Origin of the sequence: Burkholderia cepacia ATCC 25416 (genome assembly GCF_001411495.1) — a bacterium.
Taxonomy (GTDB): Bacteria; Pseudomonadota; Gammaproteobacteria; order Burkholderiales; family Burkholderiaceae; genus Burkholderia; species Burkholderia cepacia.
On record NZ_CP012982.1, the window covers coordinates 2,579,599 to 2,605,371 of the forward strand.

Genomic DNA, 25,773 nt, shown 5'->3' on the forward strand with positions numbered 1-25,773 from the left:
GCGACGAGGCCATCGTGAACCATTGCTGCCAGATCAGGGTGTCGGGCCCGCAGGATCTCGAACGCGATGCGGGGACGGCGCCGTTCATTGCCGTCCGGCGCAACCATGTCGTGCCGTCGCGGCCGCTCGTCTACCTGTCGCAGCAGCACGACGCCGCGCTCGTCGATTGTCTCGCGTCGCGCGGCTGGGACGTGTGGCGCGCGAAAACCGTTGCGGACGCACTGAATCTCGTCAGGGCGAACCGTCTGCATGCGGGCATCGTCGATTTCGGCAGCTTCGCGTCGCCCGACGTCACGTCGTTCGAGGCGCTGCTGCGCGACCCGCGCGTCGGCTGGCTCGCGTTCGCCGACGACGAGCGGCTGCGGGATATTTCGATCGCGCGCCTGATTCGCCACTGCTGTTTCGATTACGTGCGCAACGCGACTGCGTACACGACGATCGGCTATCTGGTCGGCCATGCGTACGGGATGCTGAGGCTCGCGGACGGCAGCCCGGACGCCGATGCGGCGCCCCCCGGCGGCACGATGATCGGCTCGTGCGACGCGATGCGCCGGCTGTTCGCGACGATCCGCAAGGTCGCGAATACGGAGGCGACCGTTTTCATCGCCGGTGAGTCCGGCACCGGCAAGGAGCTGACGGCGGCGGCGATTCACCAGCAGTCGTCGCGCGCCGACGCGCCGTTCGTCGCCGTGAACTGCGCGGCCATTCCGTCGACGCTGCTGCAGGCCGAACTGTTCGGCCACGAGCGCGGCGCGTTCACGGGCGCGCACCAGCGCAAGATCGGCCGTATCGAGGCGGCGCACGGCGGTACGCTGTTTCTCGATGAAATCGGCGACATGCCGTTCGAGAGCCAGGCGAGCCTGCTGCGTTTCCTGCAGGAAGGCACGATCGAGCGCCTCGGCGGGCACGCGTCGATTCCGGTGGACGTGCGGATCGTGTCGGCGACCCACGTCGATCTCGAGGCCGCGATGCAGGCGGGGCGGTTCCGTGCCGACCTGTACTACCGCCTGTGCGTGCTGCGCATCGACGAACCGCCGCTGCGCGTGCGCGGCCGCGACATCATGCTGCTCGCCGACCATGTGCTGCGGCGCTATCGCGGCGACAATGCGCAACGGATTCGCGGCTTCATGCCGAGCGCGGTCGAAGCGATCCACAACTATCCGTGGCCGGGCAACGTGCGCGAGCTGATCAACCGGATCCGGCTCGCGGTCGTGATGACGAACGGCCCGATGATCTCGGCCGCCGATCTCGAGCTGCACCAGTACACGTCGCGGCAGCCGCCGACGCTCGCCGAAACGCGCCGGCGCGCCGAGCGGCGCGCGATCGAGGAAACGCTGATGCGCCACCGCCACCAGCATGCCGATGTGGCGGCCGAGCTGGGCATCTCGCGCGCGACGCTGTATCGGCTGATGACCGCGCACGGGCTGCACGGCTGACGCGCCGCGGCGCGCAGCCGCTCAAGACCGCGCGACGTCGGCCGTTAAGACATGAAACGGCCCGTCCGGACCGCCGCGCGGCGATGCGCGCGCGGCCGGCATGCGGCGCATCACGCTTATCCGAGGTTACCGTGGCAGAGTGCAGTCACTGCGGCAGGACGTTCCTGGTCGGCGGGCGGTCGATCGACGGCCGCCGCTATTGCCGTCCGGCGTGCGCCCGGGCGCATCCGATCGTCGTCGAGGCGGAGCGGGTGCCCGACGCGAAGGTCTGGGAGTACGTACACGACTGGCGTTACGGGCCGTGCCCGATCTGCCGTCGCGACGACCGGCCGGTCGATGTCCATGCGTCGCATCGCGTCGTGTCGCTGCTGTTCGTCACGCGCTGGGCGACACGGCGCCACGTGTGCTGCCGGCGTTGCGGCCGCAGGAAGCAGGCGGTCGCGTTGCTGGCGTCGGCCGCGTTCGGCTGGTGGGGGCTGCCGTGGGGCCTCGTGCTGACGCCGATCCAGCTCGCGCGCAACGCGCTCGGGCTGGCCGCGCGCGATCCGCAGGTCGCGACGCGGCAGTTCGAGCAGCTCGTGCGGCGCAAGCTGGCGGCGCGCCGGCTGCAGCGCGCGCGGCAGGGCGCCGGCGCCTGAGCGTGCGGTGCGGCGTGCCGCGCGCGATCAGGAGGCCGGCCGCTCGAAGCCCGAGGCGACCCAGCGCTCGGCACCGGCCTTGTTGAGCTTGAAACCGGCCGACACCTTGGCTTCGGCCAGCAGCTCGCCATACGGATCGAATGCCTTGAGCTGCGCGTACGGCTCGAATTCGTCCGGCACGATGTCGAGCGTCACCGACACATCCTGGCCGTCCTCGCCCTGAACCGTCACTTCCTTGTGCAGCATCGCGCGCCGCTGCTGCTCGTGGCGCATCAGCACCTCGCTCGCGGTCTTCACGAGCGTGCGGAACGCGTTCGCGTCCATCGGCTTGGGGTTCTTCTTGTCGCGGCCCATGGTCCACGGCCCGACGAGCGCGGGCTCGGACTCGCCGTCCTTGATCATTTCGACGGCCCAGCCGTCGTCGTCTTCGTTCTTGATGATGCGGGCCGTCCAGCCGTTGTCGCGCCAGAGGCCGTCTTCGTGGATGGAGGTGTCGTCGGATTGCAGGTCGGATTCGGTCATGAGGAAAGCGGGGCGGGGCCACCGGAGTACGGGCGCGGGCACGGGGCGGTGGCGCGCGGCCGGCATCGGCGCGTCGCTCGCCGCCGGCGGCCCGGCGCGGCATGCAAAGGCGTCGATTTTACCTGCTGGCCGGCCGGATGGCCCGTGTGGCCCGCCACGCCGGCCATCCGGCCGATGTTCCGAGGTGCCGGCCGCTCCGCGACGGCCGCTCGAACCGGCGCAAATATCAAACTCGTATTACGTCCCTGACGACCAATCCCGTTACCGTCCGATATCCCGTCCGCGTGCGGCTTCATAGAATCGGTGTGCAGGCTAAAAATAGCCTGAACGTCCGATCAACGCCAAACCGGCCGTGCGCGCTCCGCGTCGCGCGGCCGATGAACCACCGGGAACCACGCATGAGGAAATTCAACGTTCGCATCGTCTTCGCGTACGACTGGCCGTTGACGCTGGCCGGCATCGAGCAGGTCGCAGGCAGCGCCTGCGCGATCGAGCTCGTCGCGGTATGCCGGAATGTGGCCGAGCTGGCCGCGTCGCTCGGCGGCGTCGACTGCGATGTCGTGCTGGTCGACTATGCGATCCGCGGGGACGCGCAGATGGACGGCCTCGGGCTGCTCGACTGGCTGCGGCGCACGCGTCCGAACGTCGGGGTCGTCGTGCTGGTCGCGAACGAGAATCCGCTGATCGTCGGGTCGATCCTCGCGATCGGCGGCGTGAGCGTCGTCAGCAAGTTCGACGAGGTCGGCCATATCGTCACGGCCATTCATTCGAGCTACAGCGGCGGGCACTACCTGTCGCCGCTCGTCAGGCGCGCGGTCGATGCGGCCGGCGAGCGCGGCGAGGCGCCCGTGAAGCTGTCGGCGCGCGAAATCGAGGTCATTCGCCTGTATCTGTCCGGGGTGCCGATCAAGACGATCGCGCAGCGTCTGAGCAAGGGCAAGCAGACGGTCAGTGCGCAGAAGATCAGCGCGATGAAGAAGCTCGGCGTGAACAACGACGTCGAGCTGGTCCGGCGGGCGGCGGGGCTGGGGCTCGGCACCGGTGCGGCCGCGCCGCGGCCCGGCGACGCGGCGTGAGCCCGCGTGCGCCGGACGGCCGCCGTCAGGCCGGCAACGCAAACCGCGTCACGGCGTCCCGCAGCGCCTCGGCCTGATCGCGCAGCGAATGCGCGGCGGCCGCCGCTTCTTCGACGAGCGCCGCGTTCTGCTGCGTGACCTGGTCCATCTCGCCCACCGCGCGATTGACCTGCTCGATGCCGGCGCTCTGTTCGCGCGACGCATGGCTGATCTCGTCGAGGATCTCGTTCACGCGCCGCACCGACTGCACGATCTCGGCCATCGTCTCGCCCGCGTGCGTGACGAGCGCCGCGCCTTGCTCGACGGTCTCGTTCGACGACACGATCAGCGACTTGATTTCCTTCGCCGCCGTCGCCGAGCGTTGCGCGAGCGAGCGCACTTCGGCCGCGACCACCGCGAAGCCGCGGCCCTGTTCGCCCGCGCGCGCGGCTTCGACGGCCGCATTCAGCGCGAGGATGTTGGTCTGGAACGCGATCCCGTCGATCACGCCGATGATGTCGCCGATCTTGTGCGAGCGGTCGGTGATCTCGTTCATCGTGCGCACGACGTCGTCGACCACCGCGCTGCCGCGCGTCGCGACCTGCGCGGCCTGGCCGGCGAGCGACGCGGCCTGGGCGGCGCTGTCCGCGTTCTGCTTCACGTTCGCGGTCATCTGGTCCATGCTCGACGCGGTCTGCACGAGCGCGGCCGCCTGTTCCTCGGTGCGCTGCGACAGGTCCGTGTTGCCCGACGCGATCTCGCTTGCGCCGACGTTGATGTTCTCGGTACCCATCCGCACGCGCGACACCATGTCGATCAGCCCGCCTTGCATCGTGTGCAGCGCGTGCAGCAGGCTGCCGCGATCGTCGTGCTTCACGGCGACGTGCGCGGTCAGGTCGCCCTGCGCGATGCGCTGCGCGGCGTCGAGTGCCACTTCCAGCTCGCCGCCGAGGTTCGCGCGCACGCTTTTCAGCACCAGCACCATCACGGCGGTCGCGATCCCGCCGAGCACGGTCGTCATCGCGAGCCAGCGGCCGACGCTTTCGAGCACGGCGGTGCGCACGTCGTTCATGTACATGCCGGTCACGATGTACCAGTCCCAGGGTGCGAAGCGCTGCACGGCGCTGGTTTTCTCCTGCGGCTTGTCGGCGCCCGGCTTCGGCCACAGATACTCGACGAAGCCCTTGCCGCCTTCGAGGTTGCCGGCCTTCACGATCTCGACGAACAGGTGCTTGCCGTTCGGGTCGGTGAAATTCGACACGTCCTTGCCGTTGAGGTCGGCCTTGATCGGATGCATCACGATCACGGGCTTCGAGTCGTTGACGGAGATGTAGCCGTCGGCGCCGGAACGCATCGCGGCGATCGCCTCGAGTGCCTTCTGCTTCGCGTCGGCTTCCGGCAGCGCGTTCTGCTGCGACAGCTTGTAGTAATGATCGGTCACGCTCGCGGCCTGCGCGACCAACGACGCGAGCTGGTCGCGGCGGTCCGCGATCATCGATGCGCGCGTCTGCCAGGCCCCGAGCCCGGCGATCACGAGCAGGCCGAGCCAGAGGATGACGATCATCGAGGCGAGTTTCTGATTCAGGGAAAGGTTGCGCATGGTGTGTGGTCGGTCAGTCGTGGAAGCTCGCCGGGGCGGCGTGACGGGATAAGTATCTTGACGGCGTCCGACGTGCGTTGCCGTAGGCGGGTTATCCCTAGGAGCCGGCGCCGGCGCCGATGCCGTCGACACCGACAAGGGCATCTATGCATATGCATAACGGGCGTCGCTATACTGTCGGGGCGTTTGAATGCGCGCCGCGCGCGGCGCGGCGGCGAATGAAACCGAAAGGAGGCAACGATGCGAATTCTGGTGGTGGGGGCCGGCGCGGTCGGCGGATACTTCGGCGGCCGGCTGGCCGCGGCGGGGCGCGACGTGACGTTCCTGGTGCGCGACGGCCGCGCGGCCGCGCTGGCGCGCGACGGGCTGCTGATCCGCAGCCCGCGCGGCGACCTGACGCTCGCGAACGTGCAGACCGTGCGCGCGGGCGACGCGGGTGCCGGTGTCGCGCCGTTCGACCTCGTGCTGCTGAGCTGCAAGGCGTACAGCCTCGACGACGCGATTGAGTCGTTCGCGCCGTTCGTCGGCCCGCAGACGCTGATCCTGCCCATGCTCAACGGGATGCGCCATCTCGACGTGCTGCGCGAGCGGTTCGGCGCCGCGCAGGTGCTCGGCGGGCTGTGCGTGATCGCGGCGACGCTCGATCGCGAGCAGCGCATCGTGCACCTCAACGACACGCACGGGGTCACGTTCGGCGAACTCGCGGGCGGCGAATCGCCGCGTGTGCGCGCGGTGGCCGAGGTGCTCGGCGGCGCGGGTTTCGATGCGACGCTCAGTGACGACGTGGCCGCGCGGATGTGGGAAAAATGGGTGTTCCTCGCGACGCTCGCCGCGAGCACGTCGCTGTTCCGCGCCTCGGTCGGCGACATTCTCGCCGCGCCGGACGGCCGCCGCCTGCTCGAGACGATGCTCGGCGAATGCAGTGCGATTGCCGAGCACAACGGCCACCGGCCCGATCCGGCCGCCATCGAGCGGATGCAGCGGATGGTGCTGACGCCGTCGCCGCTGACCGCGTCGATGCTGCGCGACGTCGAAAACCATGCGCGCGTCGAAGCCGATCACGTGATCGGCGACCTGCTCGCGCGCCGCGACCCGCAGGCGGCCGATGCGCTGTCGCTGCTGCGGATCGCGTACAACCACCTGAAGGCGTACGAAGCGCGTACCGCGCGCGAGCACGCGGCCGCGTAAGCGCCGGGCGGGCGGCCGCCCGGCCGTTCCGCACTGCACAAATTTGCCATCCGGCGCCATTTGCGGCCGGAATGGGCAAAAAAGTATCGAAAATCAGGCGTAAAGTTGGTGGAGCCGCGCGCTCGATCGACCTACATTGCTTCCCATGCGACCGGTCGCGTCGCCGCGTGAAATACGCGGCGCACGCGCAAAACGAACCGGCCGGCGAGACACGGGAATGGAGACGCCCACATGATGCACCCCGATCTGGAAGTGGTCGAAGTGCGACGCGACGAGTCGTTCAAGGTCTGGTCGCACGGTTATCCGTATCGCACGATCCGCTGGCACTTCCATCCCGAATTCGAGCTGCACCTGATCGTCGCGACGCGCGGCAAGTATTTCGTCGGCGACCACATCGGTTCGTTCGGCCCCGGCCATCTCGTGCTGCTCGGCCCGAACCTGCCGCACAATTGGGTCAGCGACATGGCCGAAGGCGAAACCGTCGAACGCCGCAATCTCGTGATCCAGTTCGACCCGGCGTTCGTGCGCCGCTGCATGGACGCGTTTCCCGAATGCCGCGACGCGCAGGCGTTGCTCGACGATGCGCGGCGCGGGGTCGGCTTCGACGCGGCGACCAGCGCCGCGATCGCGCCGCTGTTCGACGAGCTGCTGGCCGCGCGCGGCATGCGCCGCATCGCGCTGTTCATGACGATCCTCGAACGGCTGTGCGGCGCGGCCGAACGCACGCTGCTCGCGAGCCCCGCGTACGACCAGGCCGATGTCACGCCGACGCGGCTCAGCCATGCGCTGTCGTACATCGGCAAGAACCTCGCGTCCGAGCTGCGCGAATCCGATCTCGCGCAACTGACCGGGCAGAGCGTCAGCGCGTTTTCGCGCGCGTTTCATCGCCAGACGGGCATGCCGTTCGTCCAGTACGTGAATCGTCTGCGGATTGAATCCGCGTGCCAGCTGCTGCTCGCCGACGACGCGAACATCACCGATATCTGCTTCCAGGCCGGCTTCAACAACGTGTCGAACTTCAACCGCCAGTTCCGCGCGGTGAAGGGGATGGCGCCGTCCGAATTCCGCGCACTGCAGCGCCTGAACGCGCGCAGCCGCGAACTGGCGCTGCACGCGGCGCCCACCGGCAATCCGCTGCCGCCGCGCGTCGTGACGCCCGGCGCGCCCGAACTCGCCCCGCAGCCCGGATGATCGCCGGGCCGCCGCCCGCCCGAGTTTTCCACGCCGTTTCACCCAGCCGATCGCGCCGCCCGCGTCGCGAGGGGCTTGCTCACCCACGAAAAAGCCTTATACAACCGGAGACACCGTCATGACGCCTGCATCGCCCGCCTCATCCTCCCGTCGCGCCGCCCGTCTGGCGGCGGTTGCCGCGTTTGCCGCCGCGGCCTGGCTGCCCGCCGCCGCCGTGCAGGCCGCACCGCTGCGGATCGGCATGACGTTCCAGGAGCTCAACAACCCGTATTTCGTGACGATGCAGAAGGCGCTGAACGACGCGGCCGCGTCGATCGGCGCGCAGGTCGTCGTCACCGACGCGCATCACGACGTCAGCAAGCAGGTGAGCGACGTCGAGGACATGCTGCAGAAGAAGATCGACATCCTGCTCGTGAACCCGACCGATTCGACCGGCATCCAGTCGGCGATCACGCAGGCGAAGAAGGCCGGCGCGGTGGTCGTGGCCGTCGATGCGAACGCGAACGGCCCGGTCGATTCGTTCGTCGGCTCGAAGAACTACGACGCGGGCGTGATGTCGTGCGACTACCTCGCGAAAGCGATCGGCGGCAGCGGCGAGGTGGCGATCCTCGACGGCATTCCGGTCGTGCCGATTCTCGAACGCGTGCGCGGTTGCAAGGCGGGCCTCGCGAAATACCCGAACGTGAAGCTGGTCGACACGCAGAACGGCAAGCAGGAGCGTGCGACCGCGCTGTCGGTGACCGAGAACCTGATCTCCGCGCACCCGAAGCTGAAGGGCGTCTTCAGCGTGAACGACGGCGGCGCGATGGGCGCGCTCGCCGCGATCGAGAGCTCGGGCAAGGACATCAAGCTGACGAGCGTCGACGGCGCGCCCGAGGCGATCGCCGCGATCCAGAAGCCGAATTCGAAGTTCATCGAAACGACCGCGCAGTTCCCGGCCGACCAGGTGCGTATCGCGCTCGGCATCGCGATTGCGCGCAAGTGGGGCGCGACGGTGCCGAAGGCGATCCCGGTCGACGTGAAGGTGGTCGACCGCGGCAACGCGAAGGGCTTCAGCTGGTGAACGACGTGCAATGCGACTCGAAGGGCGGCGGCACGGCCGGCGCCTTTCGTACGGAGAACCCGATGGACACGATACTCCGGCTCAGCGACATCGCGAAAAGCTTTCCGGGCGTGAAGGCGCTGTCCGGCATTCATCTCGAGATCGCACGCGGCGAGATTCACGCGCTGCTCGGCGAGAACGGCGCGGGCAAGTCGACGCTGATGAAGATCCTGTGCGGCATTCATCGGCCGGATACCGGCACGATCGAGATCGACGGCGAGGTGCGTCGTTTCGCGGACTATCGCGACGCGGTCGCGGCGGGTGTCGGCATCGTGTTCCAGGAATTCAGTCTGATCCCGCATCTCGATGCCGTCGACAACCTGTTCCTCGGCCGCGAGCTGCGCAATCGCTGGGGCGCACGCGACCGCAAGCGGATGCGTCGCGCGGCGGCCGGCATCTTCGCGCGGCTCGGTGTCGCGATCGATCTCGATGCGCCGATCCGTGCGCTGTCGGTCGCGCAGCAGCAGTTCGTCGAGATCGGCAAGGCGCTGTCGCTCGACGCGCGCATCCTGATCCTCGACGAACCGACCGCCACGCTCACGCCGGCCGAGGCCGGGCACCTGTTCGCGATCATGCGCGAGCTGAAGCGGCAGGGCGTCGCGATGATCTTCATCTCGCATCATCTCGAGGAAATCTTCGCGGTGTGCGACCGCATCACCGTGTTGCGCGACGGCCAGTACGTTGCGACGACCGACGTCGCGCGCACCGACGTCGAGCAGCTGGTGCGGATGATGGTCGGGCGGCGGATCGAGAGCAGTTTTCCGCCGAAGCCGGCGCGCGCCGCGGATGCGCCGCGGGTACTGGAGGTCGATGCGCTGCAGATCGAGCGCGACGGCCCCGTGAACCGCTTTGAGCTGCATGCGGGCGAGATTCTCGGCTTTGCCGGGCTGGTCGGCTCGGGCCGCACCGAAACCGCGCTCGCGGTGATCGGCGCGACGCGTGCGCATCGCAAGGACGTGCGCGTGCGCGGCACGGCGGCGACGCTCGCCGATCCGGCCGACGCATTGCGCGCGGGCATCGGCATCCTGCCGGAAAGCCGCAAGACGGAAGGGCTCGTCACGTCGTTCTCGATTCGCGACAACATCTCGCTGAACAACCTCGGCAAGTACCGGTCGATGCGCTGGCTGATCGACCGCCGCGGCGAGGCGCGCGCGACGCACGACGTGATGCGGCGTGTCGGCGTGAAGGCGCCGTCGATCCATACCGAGGTCGCGACGCTGTCCGGCGGCAACCAGCAGAAGGTCGTGATCGCGCGCTGGCTGAACCATCACACGTCGGTGCTGATCTTCGACGAGCCGACGCGCGGCATCGACGTCGGCGCGAAAGCCGAAATCTACGGGCTGATGCGCGAACTCACCGCGCGCGGCTACGCCATCATCATGATCTCGTCCGAGCTGCCGGAAATCGTCGGCATGTGCGATCGCGTCGCCGTGTTCCGGCAGGGCCGCATCGAGGCGACGCTCGAAGGCGACGAGATCGATCCCGACACGGTCATGACCCATGCCACGGCCGGCACGCGAGGAGCGACCCATGAACCTGCCTGATTCTTCTTCCACACCTTCCACGACGCTCGCGGCCAACGCCGGAAACGGCGATGCGCCGCCGCCACGCGCGATGTGGGCGCAGTTGCGGCGCTCGACGCTGTTCTATCCGCTCGTCGGCCTCGTCGTCGTGTGCATCGCGATGATGATCGCGAGCCCGAGCTTCCTGTCCGCCGCGAACCTGGAAAACGTGCTGCGCCAGGTGTCGATCAACGCGATCATCGCGGTGGGCATGACCTGCGTGATCCTGACGGGCGGGATCGACCTGTCGGTCGGCTCGGTGATGGCGCTGTCGGGCACGCTCGCGGCCGGGCTGATGGTCGCGGGCGTCAACGCGGTCGCCGCGCTCGCGATCGGTATTGCGGTCGGCTTCGGGTTCGGCTTCCTGAACGGCGTGTTCGTCGCGTTCGCGGGGATGCCGCCGATCATCGTCACGCTCGCGACGATGGGCATCGCGCGCGGCCTCGCGCTGATCTACACGGGCGGTTATCCGATCGACGGGCTGCCCGACTGGGTTGCGTTCTTCGGCAGCGGCAAGGTGCTCGGCATCCAGGCGCCCGTGCTGATCATGCTGGTGGTCTACGCGATCGCGTGGCTGCTGCTCGATCGCATGCCGTTCGGCCGCTACGTGTATGCGATCGGCGGCAACGAGCAGGCGACGCGGCTCACCGGCGTGCGCGTGGCGCGCGTGAAGCTGATCGTCTACACGCTGGCCGGGCTCACGTCGGCGCTCGCCGCGATCGTGCTGACGGGCCGGCTGATGAGCGGGCAGCCGAACGCGGGCGTGGGCTTCGAACTCGACGCGATCGCGGCCGTCGTGATGGGCGGCACGTCGATCTCGGGCGGGCGCGGCGCGATCCTCGGCACGCTTGTCGGTGCGCTGCTGCTCGGCGTGCTCAACAACGGGCTGAACATGATCGGCGTGAACCCGTATGTGCAGAACGTGATCAAGGGCGGAATCATCCTGCTCGCGATCTACATCAGCCGCGAACGGTCGCGGTAACGTGCGATCGATCAGACATCCGAATCATCAACGAAAGAGACAACTCATGACGACACCCGAAGCCCCGCCGCGGATGACCGCGGTCGTTTGCCACGGCCCCGAGGACTACCGCGTCGAACAGGTCGCGAAGCCGCGCCCCGGCACGAACGAACTCGTGATCCGCATCGCCGCGTGCGGCATCTGCGCAAGCGACTGTAAGTGCTATACGGGCGCGAAGATGTTCTGGGGCGGCCCGAACCCGTGGGTCAAGGCGCCCGTGATTCCCGGCCACGAATTTTTCGGCCACGTTGAAGCGCTCGGCGACGGCGCGGCCGAGCACTTCGGCGTGACGGTGGGCGACCGCGTGATCGCCGAGCAGATCGTGCCGTGCGGCAAGTGCCGTTATTGCCGGTCGGGCCAGTACTGGATGTGCGAAGTGCACAACATCTTCGGCTTCCAGCGCGAGGTGGCCGACGGCGGGATGGCCGAATACATGCGCATTCCTCCCACCGCGATCGTCCACAAGATCCCGCTCGGCGTGTCGCTCGAAGACGCCGCGATCATCGAGCCGCTGTCGTGCGCGATCCATACGGTGAACCGCGGCGACCTGCAGCTCGACGATGTGGTCGTGATCGCCGGAGCGGGCCCGCTCGGGCTGATGATGACGCAGGTCGCGCACCTGAAGACGCCGAAGAAACTCGTCGTGATCGACCTGATCGACGAGCGGCTCGAACTCGCGCGGCAGTACGGCGCCGACGTGACGATCAACCCGACGCGCGACGATGCACGCGAGATCGTCCGGTCGCTCACCGACGGCTACGGCTGCGACGTCTACATCGAGACGACCGGCGCGCCGGTCGGCGTGAGCCAGGGGCTCGACCTGATCCGCAAGCTCGGCCGCTTCGTCGAATTCAGCGTGTTCGGCGAGGATGCGACCGTCGACTGGTCGATCATCGGCGACCGCAAGGAGCTCGACGTGCGCGGCGCGCACCTGGGGCCATACTGCTACCCGGTCGCGATCGACCTGCTCGCGCGCGGACTCGTCACGTCGAAAGGCATCGTCACGCACGATTTCGCGCTCGAGGAGTGGGACGACGCGATCCGCGTCGCGAAATCGCCCGAATCGATCAAGGTGCTGCTGAAGCCGGCCCGCTGACGGCCGGCGAGCGCCTCACCGGAGACATCATGGAATACGTCATAGGCGTGGACATCGGCACGCAGAGCACCAAGGCGCTGCTCGTCGACCGGCACGGCACGATCGTCGCGCGGCGCTCGGCCGGCTACCAGCCCGATACGCCGCGCCCGCTGTGGGCCGAGCAATGGCCGCAGGTGTGGTTCGACGCCGTGCTCGAATGCATCGCCGGCTGCGTGAGCGATGCGCACGTGCAGGGTGTGCCGGCCGACGCGATCCGTGCGGTGTGCGTGAGCAGCCTGTACGGCGGCTCGGGCATTCCGGTCGACAGCGACATGCGGCCGGTCCATCCGTGCCTGATCTGGATGGACCGGCGCGCGACCGCGGAAGTCGACTGGATCAATGCGAACGTGAACGTCGAGCGGCTGCGCGTGATCACGGGCAACGGCGTCGACAGCTATTACGGCTTCACGAAGATGCTGTGGCTGCGCGACCAGCGGCCGGACGTGTGGGCGAACGTGCGCTACTTCCTGCCGCCGAACGCCTACGTGATCTACCTGCTGACCGGCGAGGTCGCGGTCGATCACAGCTCGGCCGGCAACATCGGCGGCGTGTACGACGTCGCGCGCCGCGAATGGTCCGACGATGCGCTCGACATGCTCGGCATCCCGGCGACGATGATGCCCGAGCGGCTCGTCGAATCGACGGACGTCGTCGGCGGCCTGCTGTCGCAATGGACGGAGCAGCTCGGGCTGCCGGCCGGCACGCCAGTCGTCGCGGGCGGTGTCGATGCGGCCGTCGCGACCTTCGCGGCCGGCGCGACGCGCACGGGGCAGCATGTCGCGATGATCGGCACCAGCATGTGCTGGGGTTACGTGAGCCGGCATGTCGATGCGCGGCACGGGCTCGTCAGCATGCCGCACGTGTTCAACGGGCAGCGCGACCTGTACGTGTTCGGCGGCGCGATCACGGCGGGCGCGTCGGTCGCATGGTTTCGCGACCAGTTCTGTCACGCGGAGATCGATGCGGCACGCCTGCTGCCGCACGGCGATCCGCACGTGTTGCTCGAGGAGGCGGCCGAAAGCGTGCCGCCGCGCGCCGATGGCGTGCTGTTCCTGCCGTACCTGATGGGCGAACGCAGCCCGGTGTGGGACGCGAAGGCGAGCGGCGCATTCGTCGGGCTGAGTCTCGCGCACACGCGCGCGCACCTGTATCGCGCGGTGCTCGAAGGTGTCGCGTTCGCGTTGCGGCACAACATCGAGGCCGGCCGACTCGGCGCGGCCGCGCTCGACGACCGGCTGATCGTCGTGGGCGGGGCCGCGCATTCGGCGCTGTGGATGCAGATCATCGCGGACGTGACGGGCTTCCCGGTGTGGACGATCGAGCAGGACGTCGAAGCCGCGATGGGGGCGGCCCTGCTCGCGGGAGTCGGGGTGGGGCTCGTGTCGCACGAGGATGCACAAGGCGGATGGGTCACGCTCGTCGAGCGCGCGCGGCCCGATGCCGAACGCGCGGCAGCCTATACGGCGCGCTTTGCGCTCTATACGGCGCTGTATCCGGCGCTCGAACCGATCATGCACGGGTTGCACACGCCATCATGAAAAGTCGATTCGATTTCGGCGGTTCGCGGGTGCTCGTCACGGGCGCGTCGAGCGGGATCGGGCGCGCGTGCGCGGTCGCGCTGGCGCGGGCGGGCGCGCAGGTCGTCGCGGCGGGGCGCGACATGGCCGCGCTCGACGCGCTGGCCGGCGAGGTTGCGTGCGAGACGTTGCGCGTCGACGTTGGCGGTGACGAGCACGCGATCGACGCGGCGCTTGCCGCGCACGACGCGTTCGACGGCCTCGTGAATTGCGCGGGGATCGCGTCGCTCGAATCGGCGCTCGACGTGAGCGCCGCGCATTTCGATCGCGTGATGGCGGTCAACGCGCGCGGCGCGGCGCTCGTCGCACGGGCCGTCGGGCGGAAGATGATCGCGCGCGACGGACGTGGCGCAGCGCAGGCGCGGGGCAGCATCGTCAACGTATCGAGCCAGGCCGCGCTCGTCGGCCTGCCCGCGCATCTGGGCTATTGCGCGTCGAAGGCGGCGATGGACGCGATCACGCGCGTGCTGTGCATCGAACTCGGGCCGCACGGCATTCGTGTGAACAGTGTGAACCCGACGGTCACCCTCACGCCGATGGCGCAGTTCGCGTGGAGCGATCCGGAAAAGCGTGCGCCGATGCTGGCCGCGATTCCGCTCGGGCGATTTGCGGAGCCGGACGAGGTCGTCGAGCCGATCCTGTTCCTGCTGAGCGATGCGGCATCGATGGTCAGCGGCGTGTCGCTGCCGATCGACGGCGGCTACACGGCGCGTTAGGCAACGTCGTACTCGGGCGCCGCATGACCGGAACCCGTGGCGAATGCACGGCGAATGCCCGGCGCGGCCGCCGGGCGGCTAGACCGGATCCTTGCTCGGCGGTCCGTCCGGTTGCTGCGGGTTGTCGTGATGGCCGGGCGGCGACGACAGCGGGTCGTCTTCCGGGTCGCGGTTCGGGTCGGCAGGTGGCTCGGGCGTCGGGGTCGTGTGATCGGTCATGGAGAACTCGCGCAGTGCGTGACGGCGGTGGCGCGGCGGGGGCGCCTCGTCTCCGTTATAGGCAATCGGCCGTGCATTTGCAGCGGGATTGTCGCGGTGGGGCGCCTTTCGTCGGGGCAATCCGCGCGGGCGCGGTTTTCGTGCCGACACCTGCTGCGCCGGAGCGGGCCATGCGCCGCTCCGCGTGCGGGGCGGGATCGGCGTCAGCGCAAATCCGCGGGCGTATCGACGTCGCGCACGATGCCCGGATCGTCGACGTCGAGCAGCCTGACCGGTGCACTGGCGAACAGCGCGCGGGCGCCGGTGTCGCCGTCGAGGGCGGCGAGCGCATCGAAGTGGTGCGCGGCGAAACCGACCGGATGGCCGCGCGCGCCGCGATGCGCGGGTGCGACGATCGACGCGTCGTCGGCGTCGAGTGCGCGTGTGACGCTTTCGTAGGTGGACGCCGCGATCCACGGCATGTCGCCGAGCGCGACGAGCCAGCCGTTCGCGTCGGGCGTCGCGCGTACGCCGGCCGCGAGGCTCGCGCCCATGCCGCGCACCGCGTCGGGCGCGTAGACGACATGGCAGCCGGCTTCGTTCAGCAGCATCGCGAGTTTTTCGGCACCGGGACGCACGACGGCGATCACGTCGGCCGTGGCCGCCGCGAGACGGCGGGCGGCCGCGACCGCAACCGGCGTGCCGTCGGGAAGCAGCGCGAGCAGCTTGCTGTGCAGGCCGCTCGGGTCGAAGCGTTGACCGAGGCCGCCGGCGAGGAGGACGCCGGTGGCGAGTGACGCATAGGACATCGGCGCGGGGGAGAGTGATGCAGGTGCTGCGATTGTGCGGGAGCGGGCAGGGATCGACAAGTGAGGATGTTACCGGGGCGGGTTCGTTTCGTCGGAAAGAACGTCAGCGCGCGGCTTCGTCGAGCATGCTTTCCTCGACGGGACCGTAAATTGCGTGCGACTGGTTGTGCATGACGGCCCAATAGCGGTCGCCGAATGACCAATGCCACCATTCCGACGGGTAATTGGTGAAGCCGGCGCCCGTCAGCGCGGCGATCAGCACCTGGCGGTGGCGGGCGGCGGCCCGGCTGATGAACGGGTTGTGCGTATAGCACGCGCCGGACGATTCCTGGTCGGTTGCGTCGAGCACGCAGCCCATGTCGAGCTCGACGCCATCCGTCGAGATCAGTGTCAGGTCGACGGCCGCGCCCGTCGGATGGGCGGCGACTTCCGGCGGCGCGACGTAGTGGCTCGTCAGCGCGACCAATGTGTCTTCGTCCGGCAGCGGGTTCAGCGTCCGGCGCAGGTGCGCGAGATGCCGGGTGAAATAGTGGCGCTGCAGCGCCAGCGGACGATAGCCTTCCTTGACGTACAGGCGCAGGCCGTCGGGCAGCGCATGCGCGGCGGCGATCAGCCGTTGCGCCACACCGTGGCGCACTTTCAGGAAATGCCGGCTCGGGTGTGCGGTGTCGTCGCGGCCGGGATCGACGGCGATGCGGTCATGAAAACCGGCGAGATCGACAAACCCTTCGTGCGACTCCAGCAGGGCGATCGACCGGACAGCGGGATCGGAGAGCGATATCACGATAGCGGACGGAATGGCGCGATGACGGTTGCGGGCCATGAGCCGGCGCCGAGGCTGGCCGGCCGAGGTCGTTTTTGTCAGACGATTCGCCAATATGCCGGAGTCCGGCGGAGGATGCGCGGCGGTTCGGCCCGCGGGCAGGCGACGCTCACCAGAGCGTCTTGACGTGCGCGTAAGCGCGGATTTTTTCGTCGCGCGTGACGAGCGGCGCGCCGAGCCGTCGAGCGGTCGCGACGATCATGCGATCGGCCGGATCCTTGTGGAACGTGCCGGGGAGGTTGGTGGATTTCGCGGCGATGTCGGCGTCGACGGGCACGAAGCGCATCCCGTCGATTTGCGCGACGGTGGCGAGCCATGCTTCGACATCCATCGTCAGTGCGAGGCGGTCGTTGCGCACCAGCATCGCAATCTCCCACGCGGAGATCGCGGACGCGGCGAGCGCGCCTTCGCTGCGGGCGCGATCGATCGCGCTTCTCGCCTTCTTGCTGAGCGACGGGTCGCCCGCCACCCACCATACCAATGCATGTGTATCCAGCACGATCACCGCGACGCCTCCCAATCATCTTCCGCAATCGGATCGAGAGGATTGTCATAGCGCATGACCGAGCCGCGCAATATGTCCAACGGCTGAGCTTCGCGTGCGTGATACGGCCGGATCTCGAGCGTCGGCTTGCCGTGATCGGTGACGATCAGGCTTTCGCCCGACGCCTCGACGAGCCGGAAGTACTCGAGTGCGCGAGCCTTGAATTCGGATTTCGATACGGGAGCGTGCGGCATCATGATATGAGCATGGTCATTTGACGATGGTCATTTTAGTCATGGAGTCTGACGCAGCGCAAGCGCCGGGGGGCAGCATTACCCGTTCGCGTTACGCATCCGCCCACTTCCTCAACAGGTTGTGATAAATCCCCGTCAACGCAATGACCATCGGGTCCTTCGCGCCTTTCTCGGCGGACAGCGCCTGAATCTGCGTATCGAGCTGGAACAGCAGCGTGCGGTCGCCGTCGTCGCGCACCATGCTCTGGATCCAGAAGAACGACGCGACGCGCTCGCCTCGCGTGACGGGCGTCACATGATGCAGGCTCGACGCGGGATACAGCACGAGATCGCCTGCCGGCAGCTTCGCGCGATGGGTGCCGTACGTATCCTCGACACACAGCTCGCCGCCGTCGTACGCATCGGGTTCCTCGAGAAACAGTGTCGCCGACAGGTCGCTGCGCACGCGGAAATCCGTGCCGCGCAGCAGCCGGATCGCGTTGTCGACGTGCGTGCCGAACGTCTCGCCGCCTTCGTAGCGATTGAACAGCGGCGGAAACACCTTGAGCGGCAGCGCTGCCGAAAAGAACAGCGGGTGGCGCGCGAGCGCGTCCTGGATCGCGTCGCCCACCGCACGCGCGGCAGGCGAGCCTTCCGGCAATTGCCGGTTGCGTTTCGCGAGCGCCGACTGTGTGCCGGACGTCGCGTTCCCGTCGACCCATTCGGCCGCGTCGAGGTGGTCGCGGCATTGCGCGACCTGCGCCTTGGTCAACACGCCGGGGATATGAAGCATCATGTTGCGGATTCCATGACGTGCGGCGCCAGTTGCATTGCCGCCGCACGAAATGCGTCGATCGGCGACGACGCGAGATACGCGCGCATCTTCGCGACGAACGCGGGGGTAGCGGTGGTCGGCACGTGCGCGAGCCAGCCGAGCGCCTCGTCGATGCGCCCGCGCTCGGCAAGCAGCCGCGCATAGTTGAACTGGCCGCGGAAGTCGCCGGCGACGGCGGCGCGGCGATAGTGGTCGAACGCGGCGTCGGGGTCGGCCGGTACGACCCAGCCGTCCTCGTAGAAGCCGCCGATCAGGTTGATCGATTTCGCATGGCCGAGCGCGGCCGCGCGGCGGAACCAGTCGAGTGCGTCGGCGCGGTTCTCGTCGACGCCGTTGCCGAGCGCGAGCGCCGTCGCGTAGTTGTACATGCCCCAGTCGAGCCCCGCCTGAGCGGCGAGCCGGTACCAGTACACCGCGACCGGCGCGCACGCGGCCGTGCCCCAGCCGAACTCGTAACAGCGGCCGAGCATGTTCATCGCCATCGCGTGGCCGGCCCGCGCCGCGTGCCGGAACCAGTTGAACGCGGCCGCCGGGTCGCGCGCGACGCCATGCCCGTCGAGCAGATACTGCCCGTAGACGGCCTGCGCATCGACGATGCCGTTGTCGGCCGCCGCCGCGACCCACGCGGCGGCGCGCTCGGGCGGCCCGGCCAGGATGTCGGCGAACTCGCGCGGCGATACCGACGCGAGCGCCTTCAGCGACACGGCCTCCATCGATCAGTAGCGCGCGTTCAGCGTGACGAACGCCGAGCGGCCCGGGGCGATCGACGCGTAGTGTGCCGGGTACGCCTGGTCGAAGTAGGTGCGGTTGAACAGGTTGTTCACGTTCAGCTGCAGGTCGAGCTTCTTGTTGATCCGGTACTGCGCCATTGCATCGAAGCGCCAGTACGACGGCACCGCTCGCAGGTTCGCGGGATCGCCGAACACTTCCGACATGTAGAACGCGCCGCCGCCGACCGTGAACTTCGGCGTCACGTCGTAGTTCGACCACATCGTGAGGCTGTGCTTCGGCGTGTTCGGGAAGCGGTTGCCGTTGTTCGCCGCGTCCTTGCCGTTGTCGCGCAGCGCGCTCTTCATGTACGTGTAGCCGCCGAACACCTGCCACTGTTTCGTGATCTGGCCGGCGACGCCGAGCTCGAGGCCCTGCACGCGCTTGTTGCCGACCATCGCGTACTGGTTGTTCGGCAGCGTCACGCGCGCGTTCGTCGTATCGATCTGGAACAGCGCGGCGGTGAGTGACAGCTTGTCGTTCAGCACGTTCCACTTGGTGCCGAGCTCGATGCCGCGGTTCTTCTCGGGCGCCATCTGGTCGGCGTTCGGGCCGACGCCGCCGCGGCCCGGCGTGAGCGATTGCGTCTCGCTGCCTTCGCCGAGCAGCATGCCGGCCGGCGTCGACGACGTCGCGTACGACGCGTAGATGCTGCCGTTCTGCGCGGGCTTGAACACGAGGCCGGCCTGCCAGTTCACGAGCGTGTCGTCGCGCGTATAGGTTTTGCCGCCGTTGGCCTTGGTGTCGGTGAAGCGGGTCGAGTAGTCGTCGACGCGCACGCCGGCGTTGACCTGCCAGCGCGGCGTGATCTCGATCGTGTCGAAGCCGTAGATCGACTTCGTCGTGGTGCGTGCATGCGCGTAGTCGTTGTTGCGCGTGATCGAACCGGCCCACGGATCGTTCGGGTTCGGCGACCATAGGCTCGTGCAGTTGTAGCCCGATGCGGCGCCGATGCCGTTCTGGCAGACCTTGCCGGTGTCGGTCGCGACCTTGTATGAATCGCGCTTGCCCCATTCGCGCGTCAGCTCGATGCCGGTCGTGAAGCTGTGCTTGAACGGACCGGTGCGGAACTCGCCGAACAGCTCGGTCAGGTTCGCCAGGCTGTTGATCGAGCTGTCGCGGTTGTTGTTGCGGCGCCAGACCTTGCCGTTCACCACGTTGCCCTGGCTGTCGTCCGGCTGGGTCCAGATGTAGTCCTGCGTCGATTCCGTGTAACGCGTGGTGTTGCGGATCGTCAGCGCCGACGTGATGTCGTGCTCGATCTTGATCGTGCTGATGTCCGACGTGGTCTTGCGGAAGTCGCGGTCGATCAGCCCGTAGAAGTTGTGGCGGTCGACGGGGGCCGGATAGATCGTGCCGACGTTTGCCGGTTTGTTCGACGCCGTATAGAAATACGGGATGCCGCCGTCGGGCATGTCGTCGGTCGACAGGTGGTAGTAGCTCGCGGTAACGCGCGTCGGCGTGCCGAGGCCGAACGCGATCGACGGCGCGACGCCCCAGCGCTCGTTGTTGACGGCGTCGCGGCCGGCGACGTCGTTGTTGTGGCTCATCAGGTTCAGGCGGAACGCGGCGTGATCGGCGAACTGCCAGTTGCCGTCGGCCGTGAAGCGGCGATAGCGGTCGGTGCCGAGGCCCGCGCTCGCGGCGGCGGTGGTGCCGAGGTGCGGGGCCTTCGTGATCAGGTTGATGCTGCCGCCCGCGCCGCCGCGGCCGCCGTATGCGCCGTCGGAACCCTTGGTGATCTCGATGCGCTCGGTATTGAAGATCTCGCGCGTCGTGGCGCCCGTGTCGCGCATGCCGTCGACGAACATGCTGCCCTGCGTGTCGTAGCCGCGGATGAACGGACGGTCGCCGAGCGGGTTGCCGCCTTCGCCGGCGCCGAACGTGATGCCGGGCACGGTGCGCAGCGCTTCCGTCAGCGTCGACGCGCCGCTGTTCTGGATCAGCTCCTGCGGGATCACGGTGACGGATTTCGGCGTGTCGACGAGCGGCGCGGTGAATTTCACGGAAGCCGAGAAATCGGCCTTGTAGCTGTGCTCGGCCTTGCCCTGCACCTCGATCGGCGCGAGATGGCCTTCGGTGCCGGCCGGGGCGGGCGGCGGCGTGCCGTCCGCCGCGAATGCCGGGCTGGCGGCGAGCACGCTGCACAGGGTGGTGAATTTGCCGAGCTTCAGCTCGTCGGGACGTGACTTCATGGTGCGCTTCGACCTCGCGGTGTGGCCCCGGGGCGGTGCGCTGCGGAAATGTGCACGCCGCCGGGAATTATTACGATTTGTTTTCAGGCGGCATTCTATGTAATTTCATCGCGAATGAGAAGCGTTCTTGTTCTCGTTTATTGGGTAATTGTTGACGAATGTGACAGGGGCGTTGAGGGGGGAGATTGGCCGAATGACCAGATAGAAAGGGCTTGTCGGGCCGGTTAGAGTCGCAGTGGCGCGATTCACTTGGTATGACAGCAAAATGCTAATATGACTGCATTGAAAGCAATCTTGATGAGGCGCACCATGCCGGTGATCACCGTCCGAAATCTGTCCGATGAAGTGCATCGAGCACTTCGCATTCGCGCGGCCCAACATGGGCGCAGCACCGAAGCCGAGGTGCGCGACATTCTCGAACAGGCCGTTCTTCCGGGCGGGCGGCTCAAGCTGGGAACGATGCTGGCGGCAATCGGGCAGGAGGCCGGCGGATTCGATTTCGACGCCCAGCGCGACAAGACGCCTGCCGATCCGATGAGCTTCGAATGATCCTTGTTGATACGAATGTCATTTCCGAACCGCTACGACGCGAGCCGAACGCGGCCGTGATCGAGTGGCTCGATGCCCAGAATGTCGAAACCTTGTTTCTGGCTGCGATCAGTCTCGCGGAAATACGATTGGGCGTGGCTGTATTGCCGGAAGGACGCCGGCGAGAGTGGCTGCATCAGAGCATCGAGCAGCGCGTGCTGCCATTGTTTCGCGGACGAATCCTGCCATTCGACGATGCTGCGAGCAAAGCGTATGCGAGCCTTCGCGCACGCGCTCGTGCCGCAGGTGTCGCAATTGCACCATCCGATGGTTTTATCGCCGGCACGGCCGAAGCGAACGGCCTGATCGTCGCCACGCGCGATGTCACGCCGTTCGAGGCAATGGGAATTCGCGTAATCGACCCGTGGGCGCGCTAACGAGCCCACGGCTGCCGGCCGCGCAGGCTGCCCCGCAATTGAAAAACGCGCCGTGCGATGCGGCGCGTTCTGCTTCAGGCGAGCGCGCCGCCGACCTGAAACGACGGCAGGCGGGCGCGAGATCCCGGATGCGGTTCAATCGACGCCGTGAAACACCGCGTCCTCCGGCCCGAGGTATGCCGGCGGGCGCCACGTCGCGTCGCGCATCGAATGCTGGACGAGGTTCTCGACGCCGAGCAGCACCGCGAAGATCGCCATCCGCACCGGAATGCCGTTGTCGGTCTGGCGGAAGATCGCGAGGCGCGGGTCGCGGTTCAGGTCGACCGACAGGTCGTTCGCGCCGGGCCGGCTGTCGCGCGGCAGCGGGTGCATGATCAGCGTGTCGGGCTTGCACACCGTATCGACGAGCGCCTGGTTGATCTGGAAATCCGGCGTGTAGCCTTCGAACGACTCGTCGGTGAAGCGCTCCTTCTGGATTCGCGTCGCGTAGACGACGTCCGCGCCGCGCAGCCCGGCCGCGAGGTCGGTCGTCTGCTCGATCACGTGGCCGTTCGTCGCGATCTGGTCGACGATGTAGGCCGGCATCTCGAGCGTCGGCGGCGACACGAGCGTGAACTTCAGCCCGCGGTACAGCGCAAGCAGCTTGACGAGCGAGTGCACGGTGCGGCCGTACTTGAGGTCGCCGACCAGCGCGATGTGCGCGCCGTCGACGATCTTGCCGAGCCGCGAGAACTCGCGCTGGATCGTATAGAGATCGAGCAGCGCCTGGCTCGGGTGCTCGCCGGGGCCGTCGCCGCCGTTGATCACGGGCAGGTTGGTCGCGCGCGCGAACTCGGCCACCGAGCCTTTCTCCGGGTGGCGGATCACGAGTGCATCGACGTAGCCGGCCATCACGCGGCTCGTGTCGTAGATCGATTCACCCTTGGCCATCGACGAGAACGTGAAACCCGTCGTGTCGCACACCGAGCCGCCGAGCCGGCAGAAGGCGGCGCCGAACGACACGCGCGTACGCGTGCTGGCTTCGAAGAACAGGTTGCCGAGCACGGCGCCTTCCAGGACGCGCGAAATCTTGTGGCGGCGTGCGATCGGCTGCATCACGTCGGCCACGCGAAACAGCGCCTCGACCGATTCCCGCGAGAACTGGTCGACCGACAGCAGCTGCGGCTTGCCTTCGAAAAAGAACTGCTTGGCGAGCCCTTGGTTATCTACGCTTTGCGTATAGCTGCCGCCTTCCGGTGCCGAGCGCTCGACGATTTCCGACACGAAGCGCTCGACGATCTCGGGCATCCCGCGCGATTCCTGCGAATCGTCGGGCAACAGCCAGGTGTCCAGCGCGCGCCGGCTGACGCCGATGCGATTGGCGAACGCTTCGCGGGTCATGTTGAGGCGGCGCATCGCGTCGCGGAGGAAGGCTTGCTGGGGAACGGTCATCGGCGGCTCCTGGCGGAAAATATACGCGGTGCGTATATTAGTTCCTGGCGCGTTGAAGTCAAGGAAAATCTGCGCGAACCGGCTGTGTGGCCCATGTGACATGCGGCGGGTTCGTAGTGGCGCGTCGCGGCCGTCTCCGTATAATCAGGTCAGGCCCCGTGCCCGGCGTCTTGCCGGGCACCGCGCCGCATACGATTCGCCCGTCGGGCTTGTTGATTCGAAGGAGAATGAGAATGACGCGTACGATTGCTGCAATGCTGCTGGTGGTGACCGCCGCGCTCGCCGGTTGCAACACGGTCGCCGGTGTGGGCCAGGATATTTCGAAGGGTGGCCAGGCGATCAGCGATACGGCTGAAAAGGCCAAGTAAGCCGGCCGGTTTCGGAATGCAGAAAGCGCCGGGCCGTCCCGCGATTGCGGGGCGGCCCGGCGCTTTTTTTCGGCCCGTGCCGACGTCGGCGACGCCGGCGGCGTCACGCGTGTTCGACGAACGCGTAGCGGCCTTCGACCTTGCGCGGCGTGAACCAGCCGTAGTCGGGGAACATCCGGTTGCGCACGTACCAGACGTAGCCCACCAGCAACGCGGTGATCACGAGACTCGGCAGCGCGGTCGACGGATCGCGTCCGAGCTCGGCGATGGTCTTCGGCAACTGCAGCAGCGACAGCAGGATGAACGCGTGATAGGCGCCGACGCGATGGGTCGCGAAGCCCCAGATGAACAGCAGCGACAGCGGCACGGTCAACGTCAGGAACACGGCCACGAGGCCGGTGCCGGCGCCGCTTGCGAAGAAGTAATACGCGAGCACGAGGCTGATCGCCAACTGGGCGATACCGAGCGCGACCAGGATCCGGACGTGCACCTTGTTCTTGCGGCAGCGCTCGGGGTCGGGGCGCGATGCGATCAGGCGCGCGAGCACGCGATCCTTGAGCCCCTGTCCGGACAGTTCGGCCAGTGCGTCGGCCTTCCTCGTTCCCGCGGAGAGCAGCACCGCGATTCTTGTTTTGGCTTCCTTCCTGTTCATTGCGTGTCGGATTGTTGTTCGATGGTTGTCAAAGGGGCCGGCCACGCGAATATTGCATCTTGCGGGGTGGTGCGCAATCGATTTGCGGCACGCGGACACATTCCTACAGTGGCCGGGGGCGCGGGCCACGACGATGTGACGGGAGGAAGTGGCCGCCGTTGCCGCAATCCCGCGATGACCGCAGTCAGTCGGCGGCGGTTTGAGCGGGCGCGCGCGCGGGGCTGGCTGGCCGGGCATCGTGCGTGTCGGCGAGCCGCTCGCGCCGCCGCGTCGCGCCGACGAGCATGCCCGCGACGACGAGCGCGATGCCGGCGACCCGCGTGACGTTCAACGTTTCACCGAACAGCGCGACCGCGAACAGCACGGCCGAGACCGGCGCGACCGCCGTGAACAGCGCGGCCTCGGTTCCGCTGGTGCGCGCCGAACCCGCGTACCAGCACAGGTAGCCGAGCACGGTCGGCACCAGCGCGTAGTAGGCGATTGCCGACACGGCGCCGACAGTCCAGCCGTCTGCGACCGCGTGCCATTCGAATACAGCCGGCACGAGCGCGAGCACGAAGCCGAGGCCCGACATCGCGGTGGACAGCGCGAGCGGCGGCAGCGGCGCGGCAAGGCGCCGGTTGAGCAGGATGAATACGGCTTCGCATGCGACGGCGGCCAGCACCAGTGCATCGCCGGCAAGCGTCCGGAGCGACGGCAGCGCGTGGCCGGGGGCGAACGTGACGAACAGCACGCCGGCCGTGGCGAGCGCGGCGGCCGCCCAGTCGCGCGGCGTCTGCCGCTCGCGCAGCACGACGGCCGCGATCAGCGTCGACATCGCGGGCAGCGTGCCGAGCATCACGCCAGCGTCGAGCGGCGACGACAGCTTTGTGCCGCTGATCAGCAGCACCGTATAACCGACGCCGCCCGCCGCAGCCTGGATGACGAGCAACACGGCGTCGCGGGTGGAAATGCGTGGCCAGCGCATTCGCTGCGCGCGCATCAGCGCGAGCAGCAGCGGTGTCGCGATCAGGAAGCGCAGCGCGGTGGCCGTGAACGGCGGCAGGCCGCCTGCCGCGAGACGGCTCGCGATGACGGTGCTGCCGACGCCCGCCATTGCGGCGGCGAGATAGAGATAGCCGATCAGTCGTGTCTTCATGCGCCGCATCGTCGCGTATGGCGGAGTCGCGCGTCTTGAACGAAATTGCAGCGGGCGCGGGAGTGTCGAGGGCCGTGCGTGGGGCGTTGCGCGCGTGCGTTCGCGCAGACTGCTGTCGAAGTCGAAGTCGA

At 67.9% G+C, this 25,773-nt stretch carries 27 protein-coding genes; 14 read left to right on the forward strand and 13 right to left on the reverse strand.

The genetic code is table 11. The features are described 5' to 3' along the window. The first annotated feature begins 14 nt into the window (after positions 1-14). Positions 15-1,436, forward strand: coding sequence for a sigma-54 dependent transcriptional regulator (locus APZ15_RS28740; protein ID WP_027789511.1), 1,422 nt, complete (start codon positions 15-17; stop codon positions 1,434-1,436). Between the two features lie 131 nt (positions 1,437-1,567). Then, entirely contained in the window at positions 1,568-2,074 is a 507-nt protein-coding gene (locus tag APZ15_RS28745) for a hypothetical protein (protein WP_027789510.1), read from the forward strand. A gap of 27 nt (positions 2,075-2,101) precedes the next feature. On the opposite strand, the gene APZ15_RS28750 is transcribed toward APZ15_RS28745, so the two are convergent. Further along, a complete protein-coding gene (locus tag APZ15_RS28750; protein ID WP_027789509.1) occupies positions 2,102-2,596 on the reverse strand; it encodes a hypothetical protein in 495 nt (164 codons plus the stop codon). Between the two features lie 398 nt (positions 2,597-2,994). Here APZ15_RS28750 and APZ15_RS28755 point away from each other — a divergent pair, with 398 nt between their 5' ends. Next, complete coding sequence (locus APZ15_RS28755; RefSeq protein ID WP_027789508.1) at positions 2,995-3,672, forward strand: LuxR C-terminal-related transcriptional regulator; 678 nt, start codon at positions 2,995-2,997, stop codon at positions 3,670-3,672. Between the two features lie 25 nt (positions 3,673-3,697). Here APZ15_RS28755 and APZ15_RS28760 read toward each other — a convergent pair whose 3' ends face one another. Continuing rightward, entirely contained in the window at positions 3,698-5,251 is a 1,554-nt protein-coding gene (locus tag APZ15_RS28760) for a methyl-accepting chemotaxis protein (protein WP_027789507.1), read from the reverse strand. A 240-nt stretch (positions 5,252-5,491) separates the two neighbouring features. Between APZ15_RS28760 and panE the strand changes: the two genes are divergently transcribed. The 8 genes from panE (at position 5,492) to APZ15_RS28800 (ending at position 14,743) form a co-directional block, all read left to right on the forward strand. Then, positions 5,492-6,439: a 2-dehydropantoate 2-reductase gene (gene panE, locus APZ15_RS28765; RefSeq protein WP_027789506.1), complete on the forward strand. Its 948-nt coding sequence runs from the start codon at positions 5,492-5,494 to the stop codon at positions 6,437-6,439. Positions 6,440-6,670: 231 nt separating this feature from the next. Then, positions 6,671-7,630: an AraC family transcriptional regulator gene (locus tag APZ15_RS28770; RefSeq protein ID WP_027789505.1), complete on the forward strand. Its 960-nt coding sequence runs from the start codon at positions 6,671-6,673 to the stop codon at positions 7,628-7,630. Between the two features lie 118 nt (positions 7,631-7,748). Then, entirely contained in the window at positions 7,749-8,693 is a 945-nt protein-coding gene (locus APZ15_RS28775) for a substrate-binding domain-containing protein (RefSeq protein ID WP_027789504.1), read from the forward strand. A 62-nt stretch (positions 8,694-8,755) separates the two neighbouring features. Then, on the forward strand, positions 8,756-10,276 hold the full coding sequence (locus APZ15_RS28780; RefSeq protein WP_027789503.1) for a sugar ABC transporter ATP-binding protein: 1,521 nt from the start codon (positions 8,756-8,758) through the stop codon (positions 10,274-10,276). Further along, the gene (locus APZ15_RS28785) at positions 10,263-11,276 is read left to right on the forward strand and encodes an ABC transporter permease (protein ID WP_027789502.1); all 1,014 of its coding nucleotides are present in this window, start codon (positions 10,263-10,265) and stop codon (positions 11,274-11,276) included. The genes APZ15_RS28780 and APZ15_RS28785 overlap by 14 nt, the downstream gene beginning before the upstream one ends. Before the next feature lie 46 nt (positions 11,277-11,322). After that, complete coding sequence (locus APZ15_RS28790; RefSeq protein WP_027789501.1) at positions 11,323-12,411, forward strand: alcohol dehydrogenase catalytic domain-containing protein; 1,089 nt, start codon at positions 11,323-11,325, stop codon at positions 12,409-12,411. A gap of 29 nt (positions 12,412-12,440) precedes the next feature. Continuing rightward, positions 12,441-13,988, forward strand: a complete 1,548-nt coding sequence (locus APZ15_RS28795; RefSeq protein ID WP_027789500.1) for an FGGY-family carbohydrate kinase — start codon at positions 12,441-12,443, stop codon at positions 13,986-13,988. Then, on the forward strand, positions 13,985-14,743 hold the full coding sequence (locus APZ15_RS28800; RefSeq protein ID WP_027789499.1) for an SDR family oxidoreductase: 759 nt from the start codon (positions 13,985-13,987) through the stop codon (positions 14,741-14,743). Before APZ15_RS28795 ends, APZ15_RS28800 begins: the two co-directional genes overlap by 4 nt. A 78-nt stretch (positions 14,744-14,821) precedes the next feature. Here APZ15_RS28800 and APZ15_RS41890 read toward each other — a convergent pair whose 3' ends face one another. The 8 genes from APZ15_RS41890 to APZ15_RS28835 form a co-directional block, all read right to left on the reverse strand. Continuing rightward, positions 14,822-14,962, reverse strand: a complete 141-nt coding sequence (locus APZ15_RS41890; RefSeq protein ID WP_021158153.1) for a hypothetical protein — start codon at positions 14,960-14,962, stop codon at positions 14,822-14,824. 203 nt (positions 14,963-15,165) lie between these two features. Further along, on the reverse strand, positions 15,166-15,750 hold the full coding sequence (locus APZ15_RS28805) for a nucleotidyltransferase family protein (protein ID WP_021158154.1): 585 nt from the start codon (positions 15,748-15,750) through the stop codon (positions 15,166-15,168). Between the two features lie 103 nt (positions 15,751-15,853). Continuing rightward, the gene (locus APZ15_RS28810) at positions 15,854-16,573 is read right to left on the reverse strand and encodes a M15 family metallopeptidase (RefSeq protein ID WP_034195964.1); all 720 of its coding nucleotides are present in this window, start codon (positions 16,571-16,573) and stop codon (positions 15,854-15,856) included. 109 nt (positions 16,574-16,682) lie between these two features. Further along, positions 16,683-17,078 (reverse strand): type II toxin-antitoxin system VapC family toxin, encoded by a 396-nt coding sequence (locus APZ15_RS28815; protein ID WP_027789497.1) that lies wholly within the window; start codon positions 17,076-17,078, stop codon positions 16,683-16,685. Further along, positions 17,075-17,314, reverse strand: coding sequence for a type II toxin-antitoxin system Phd/YefM family antitoxin (locus APZ15_RS28820; RefSeq protein ID WP_011659184.1), 240 nt, complete (start codon positions 17,312-17,314; stop codon positions 17,075-17,077). Before APZ15_RS28820 ends, APZ15_RS28815 begins: the two co-directional genes overlap by 4 nt. 88 nt (positions 17,315-17,402) lie before the next feature. After that, positions 17,403-18,086, reverse strand: a complete 684-nt coding sequence (locus APZ15_RS28825; RefSeq protein ID WP_027789496.1) for a Fe2+-dependent dioxygenase — start codon at positions 18,084-18,086, stop codon at positions 17,403-17,405. After that, positions 18,083-18,838 (reverse strand): tetratricopeptide repeat protein, encoded by a 756-nt coding sequence (locus APZ15_RS28830; RefSeq protein WP_027789495.1) that lies wholly within the window; start codon positions 18,836-18,838, stop codon positions 18,083-18,085. The genes APZ15_RS28825 and APZ15_RS28830 overlap by 4 nt, the downstream gene beginning before the upstream one ends. Before the next feature lie 3 nt (positions 18,839-18,841). Beyond that, on the reverse strand, positions 18,842-21,088 hold the full coding sequence (locus tag APZ15_RS28835; RefSeq protein WP_027789494.1) for a TonB-dependent receptor: 2,247 nt from the start codon (positions 21,086-21,088) through the stop codon (positions 18,842-18,844). A gap of 309 nt (positions 21,089-21,397) precedes the next feature. Here APZ15_RS28835 and APZ15_RS28840 point away from each other — a divergent pair, with 309 nt between their 5' ends. Further along, on the forward strand, positions 21,398-21,637 hold the full coding sequence (locus APZ15_RS28840) for a FitA-like ribbon-helix-helix domain-containing protein (protein ID WP_021158161.1): 240 nt from the start codon (positions 21,398-21,400) through the stop codon (positions 21,635-21,637). After that, a complete protein-coding gene (locus APZ15_RS40000) occupies positions 21,634-22,053 on the forward strand; it encodes a type II toxin-antitoxin system VapC family toxin (RefSeq protein WP_021158162.1) in 420 nt (139 codons plus the stop codon). The genes APZ15_RS28840 and APZ15_RS40000 overlap by 4 nt, the downstream gene beginning before the upstream one ends. Positions 22,054-22,188: 135 nt before the next feature. On the opposite strand, the gene APZ15_RS28850 is transcribed toward APZ15_RS40000, so the two are convergent. Continuing rightward, the gene (locus APZ15_RS28850; RefSeq protein ID WP_027789492.1) at positions 22,189-23,484 is read right to left on the reverse strand and encodes an aspartate carbamoyltransferase; all 1,296 of its coding nucleotides are present in this window, start codon (positions 23,482-23,484) and stop codon (positions 22,189-22,191) included. A 233-nt stretch (positions 23,485-23,717) separates the two neighbouring features. Between APZ15_RS28850 and APZ15_RS28855 the strand changes: the two genes are divergently transcribed. After that, positions 23,718-23,852 (forward strand): entericidin A/B family lipoprotein, encoded by a 135-nt coding sequence (locus APZ15_RS28855; protein ID WP_021158165.1) that lies wholly within the window; start codon positions 23,718-23,720, stop codon positions 23,850-23,852. Positions 23,853-23,955: 103 nt separating this feature from the next. Here the strand turns inward: APZ15_RS28855 and APZ15_RS28860 are convergent, their stop codons facing one another. Both APZ15_RS28860 and APZ15_RS28865 read right to left on the reverse strand, forming a co-directional pair. After that, positions 23,956-24,504 carry a hypothetical protein gene (locus tag APZ15_RS28860; protein ID WP_027789491.1) on the reverse strand — a complete coding sequence of 183 codons (549 nt, stop codon included), beginning with the start codon at positions 24,502-24,504 and terminating at the stop codon, positions 23,956-23,958. Between the two features lie 184 nt (positions 24,505-24,688). Next, positions 24,689-25,642 carry a DMT family transporter gene (locus APZ15_RS28865; protein ID WP_027789490.1) on the reverse strand — a complete coding sequence of 318 codons (954 nt, stop codon included), beginning with the start codon at positions 25,640-25,642 and terminating at the stop codon, positions 24,689-24,691. Positions 25,643-25,773 lie beyond the last annotated feature (131 nt).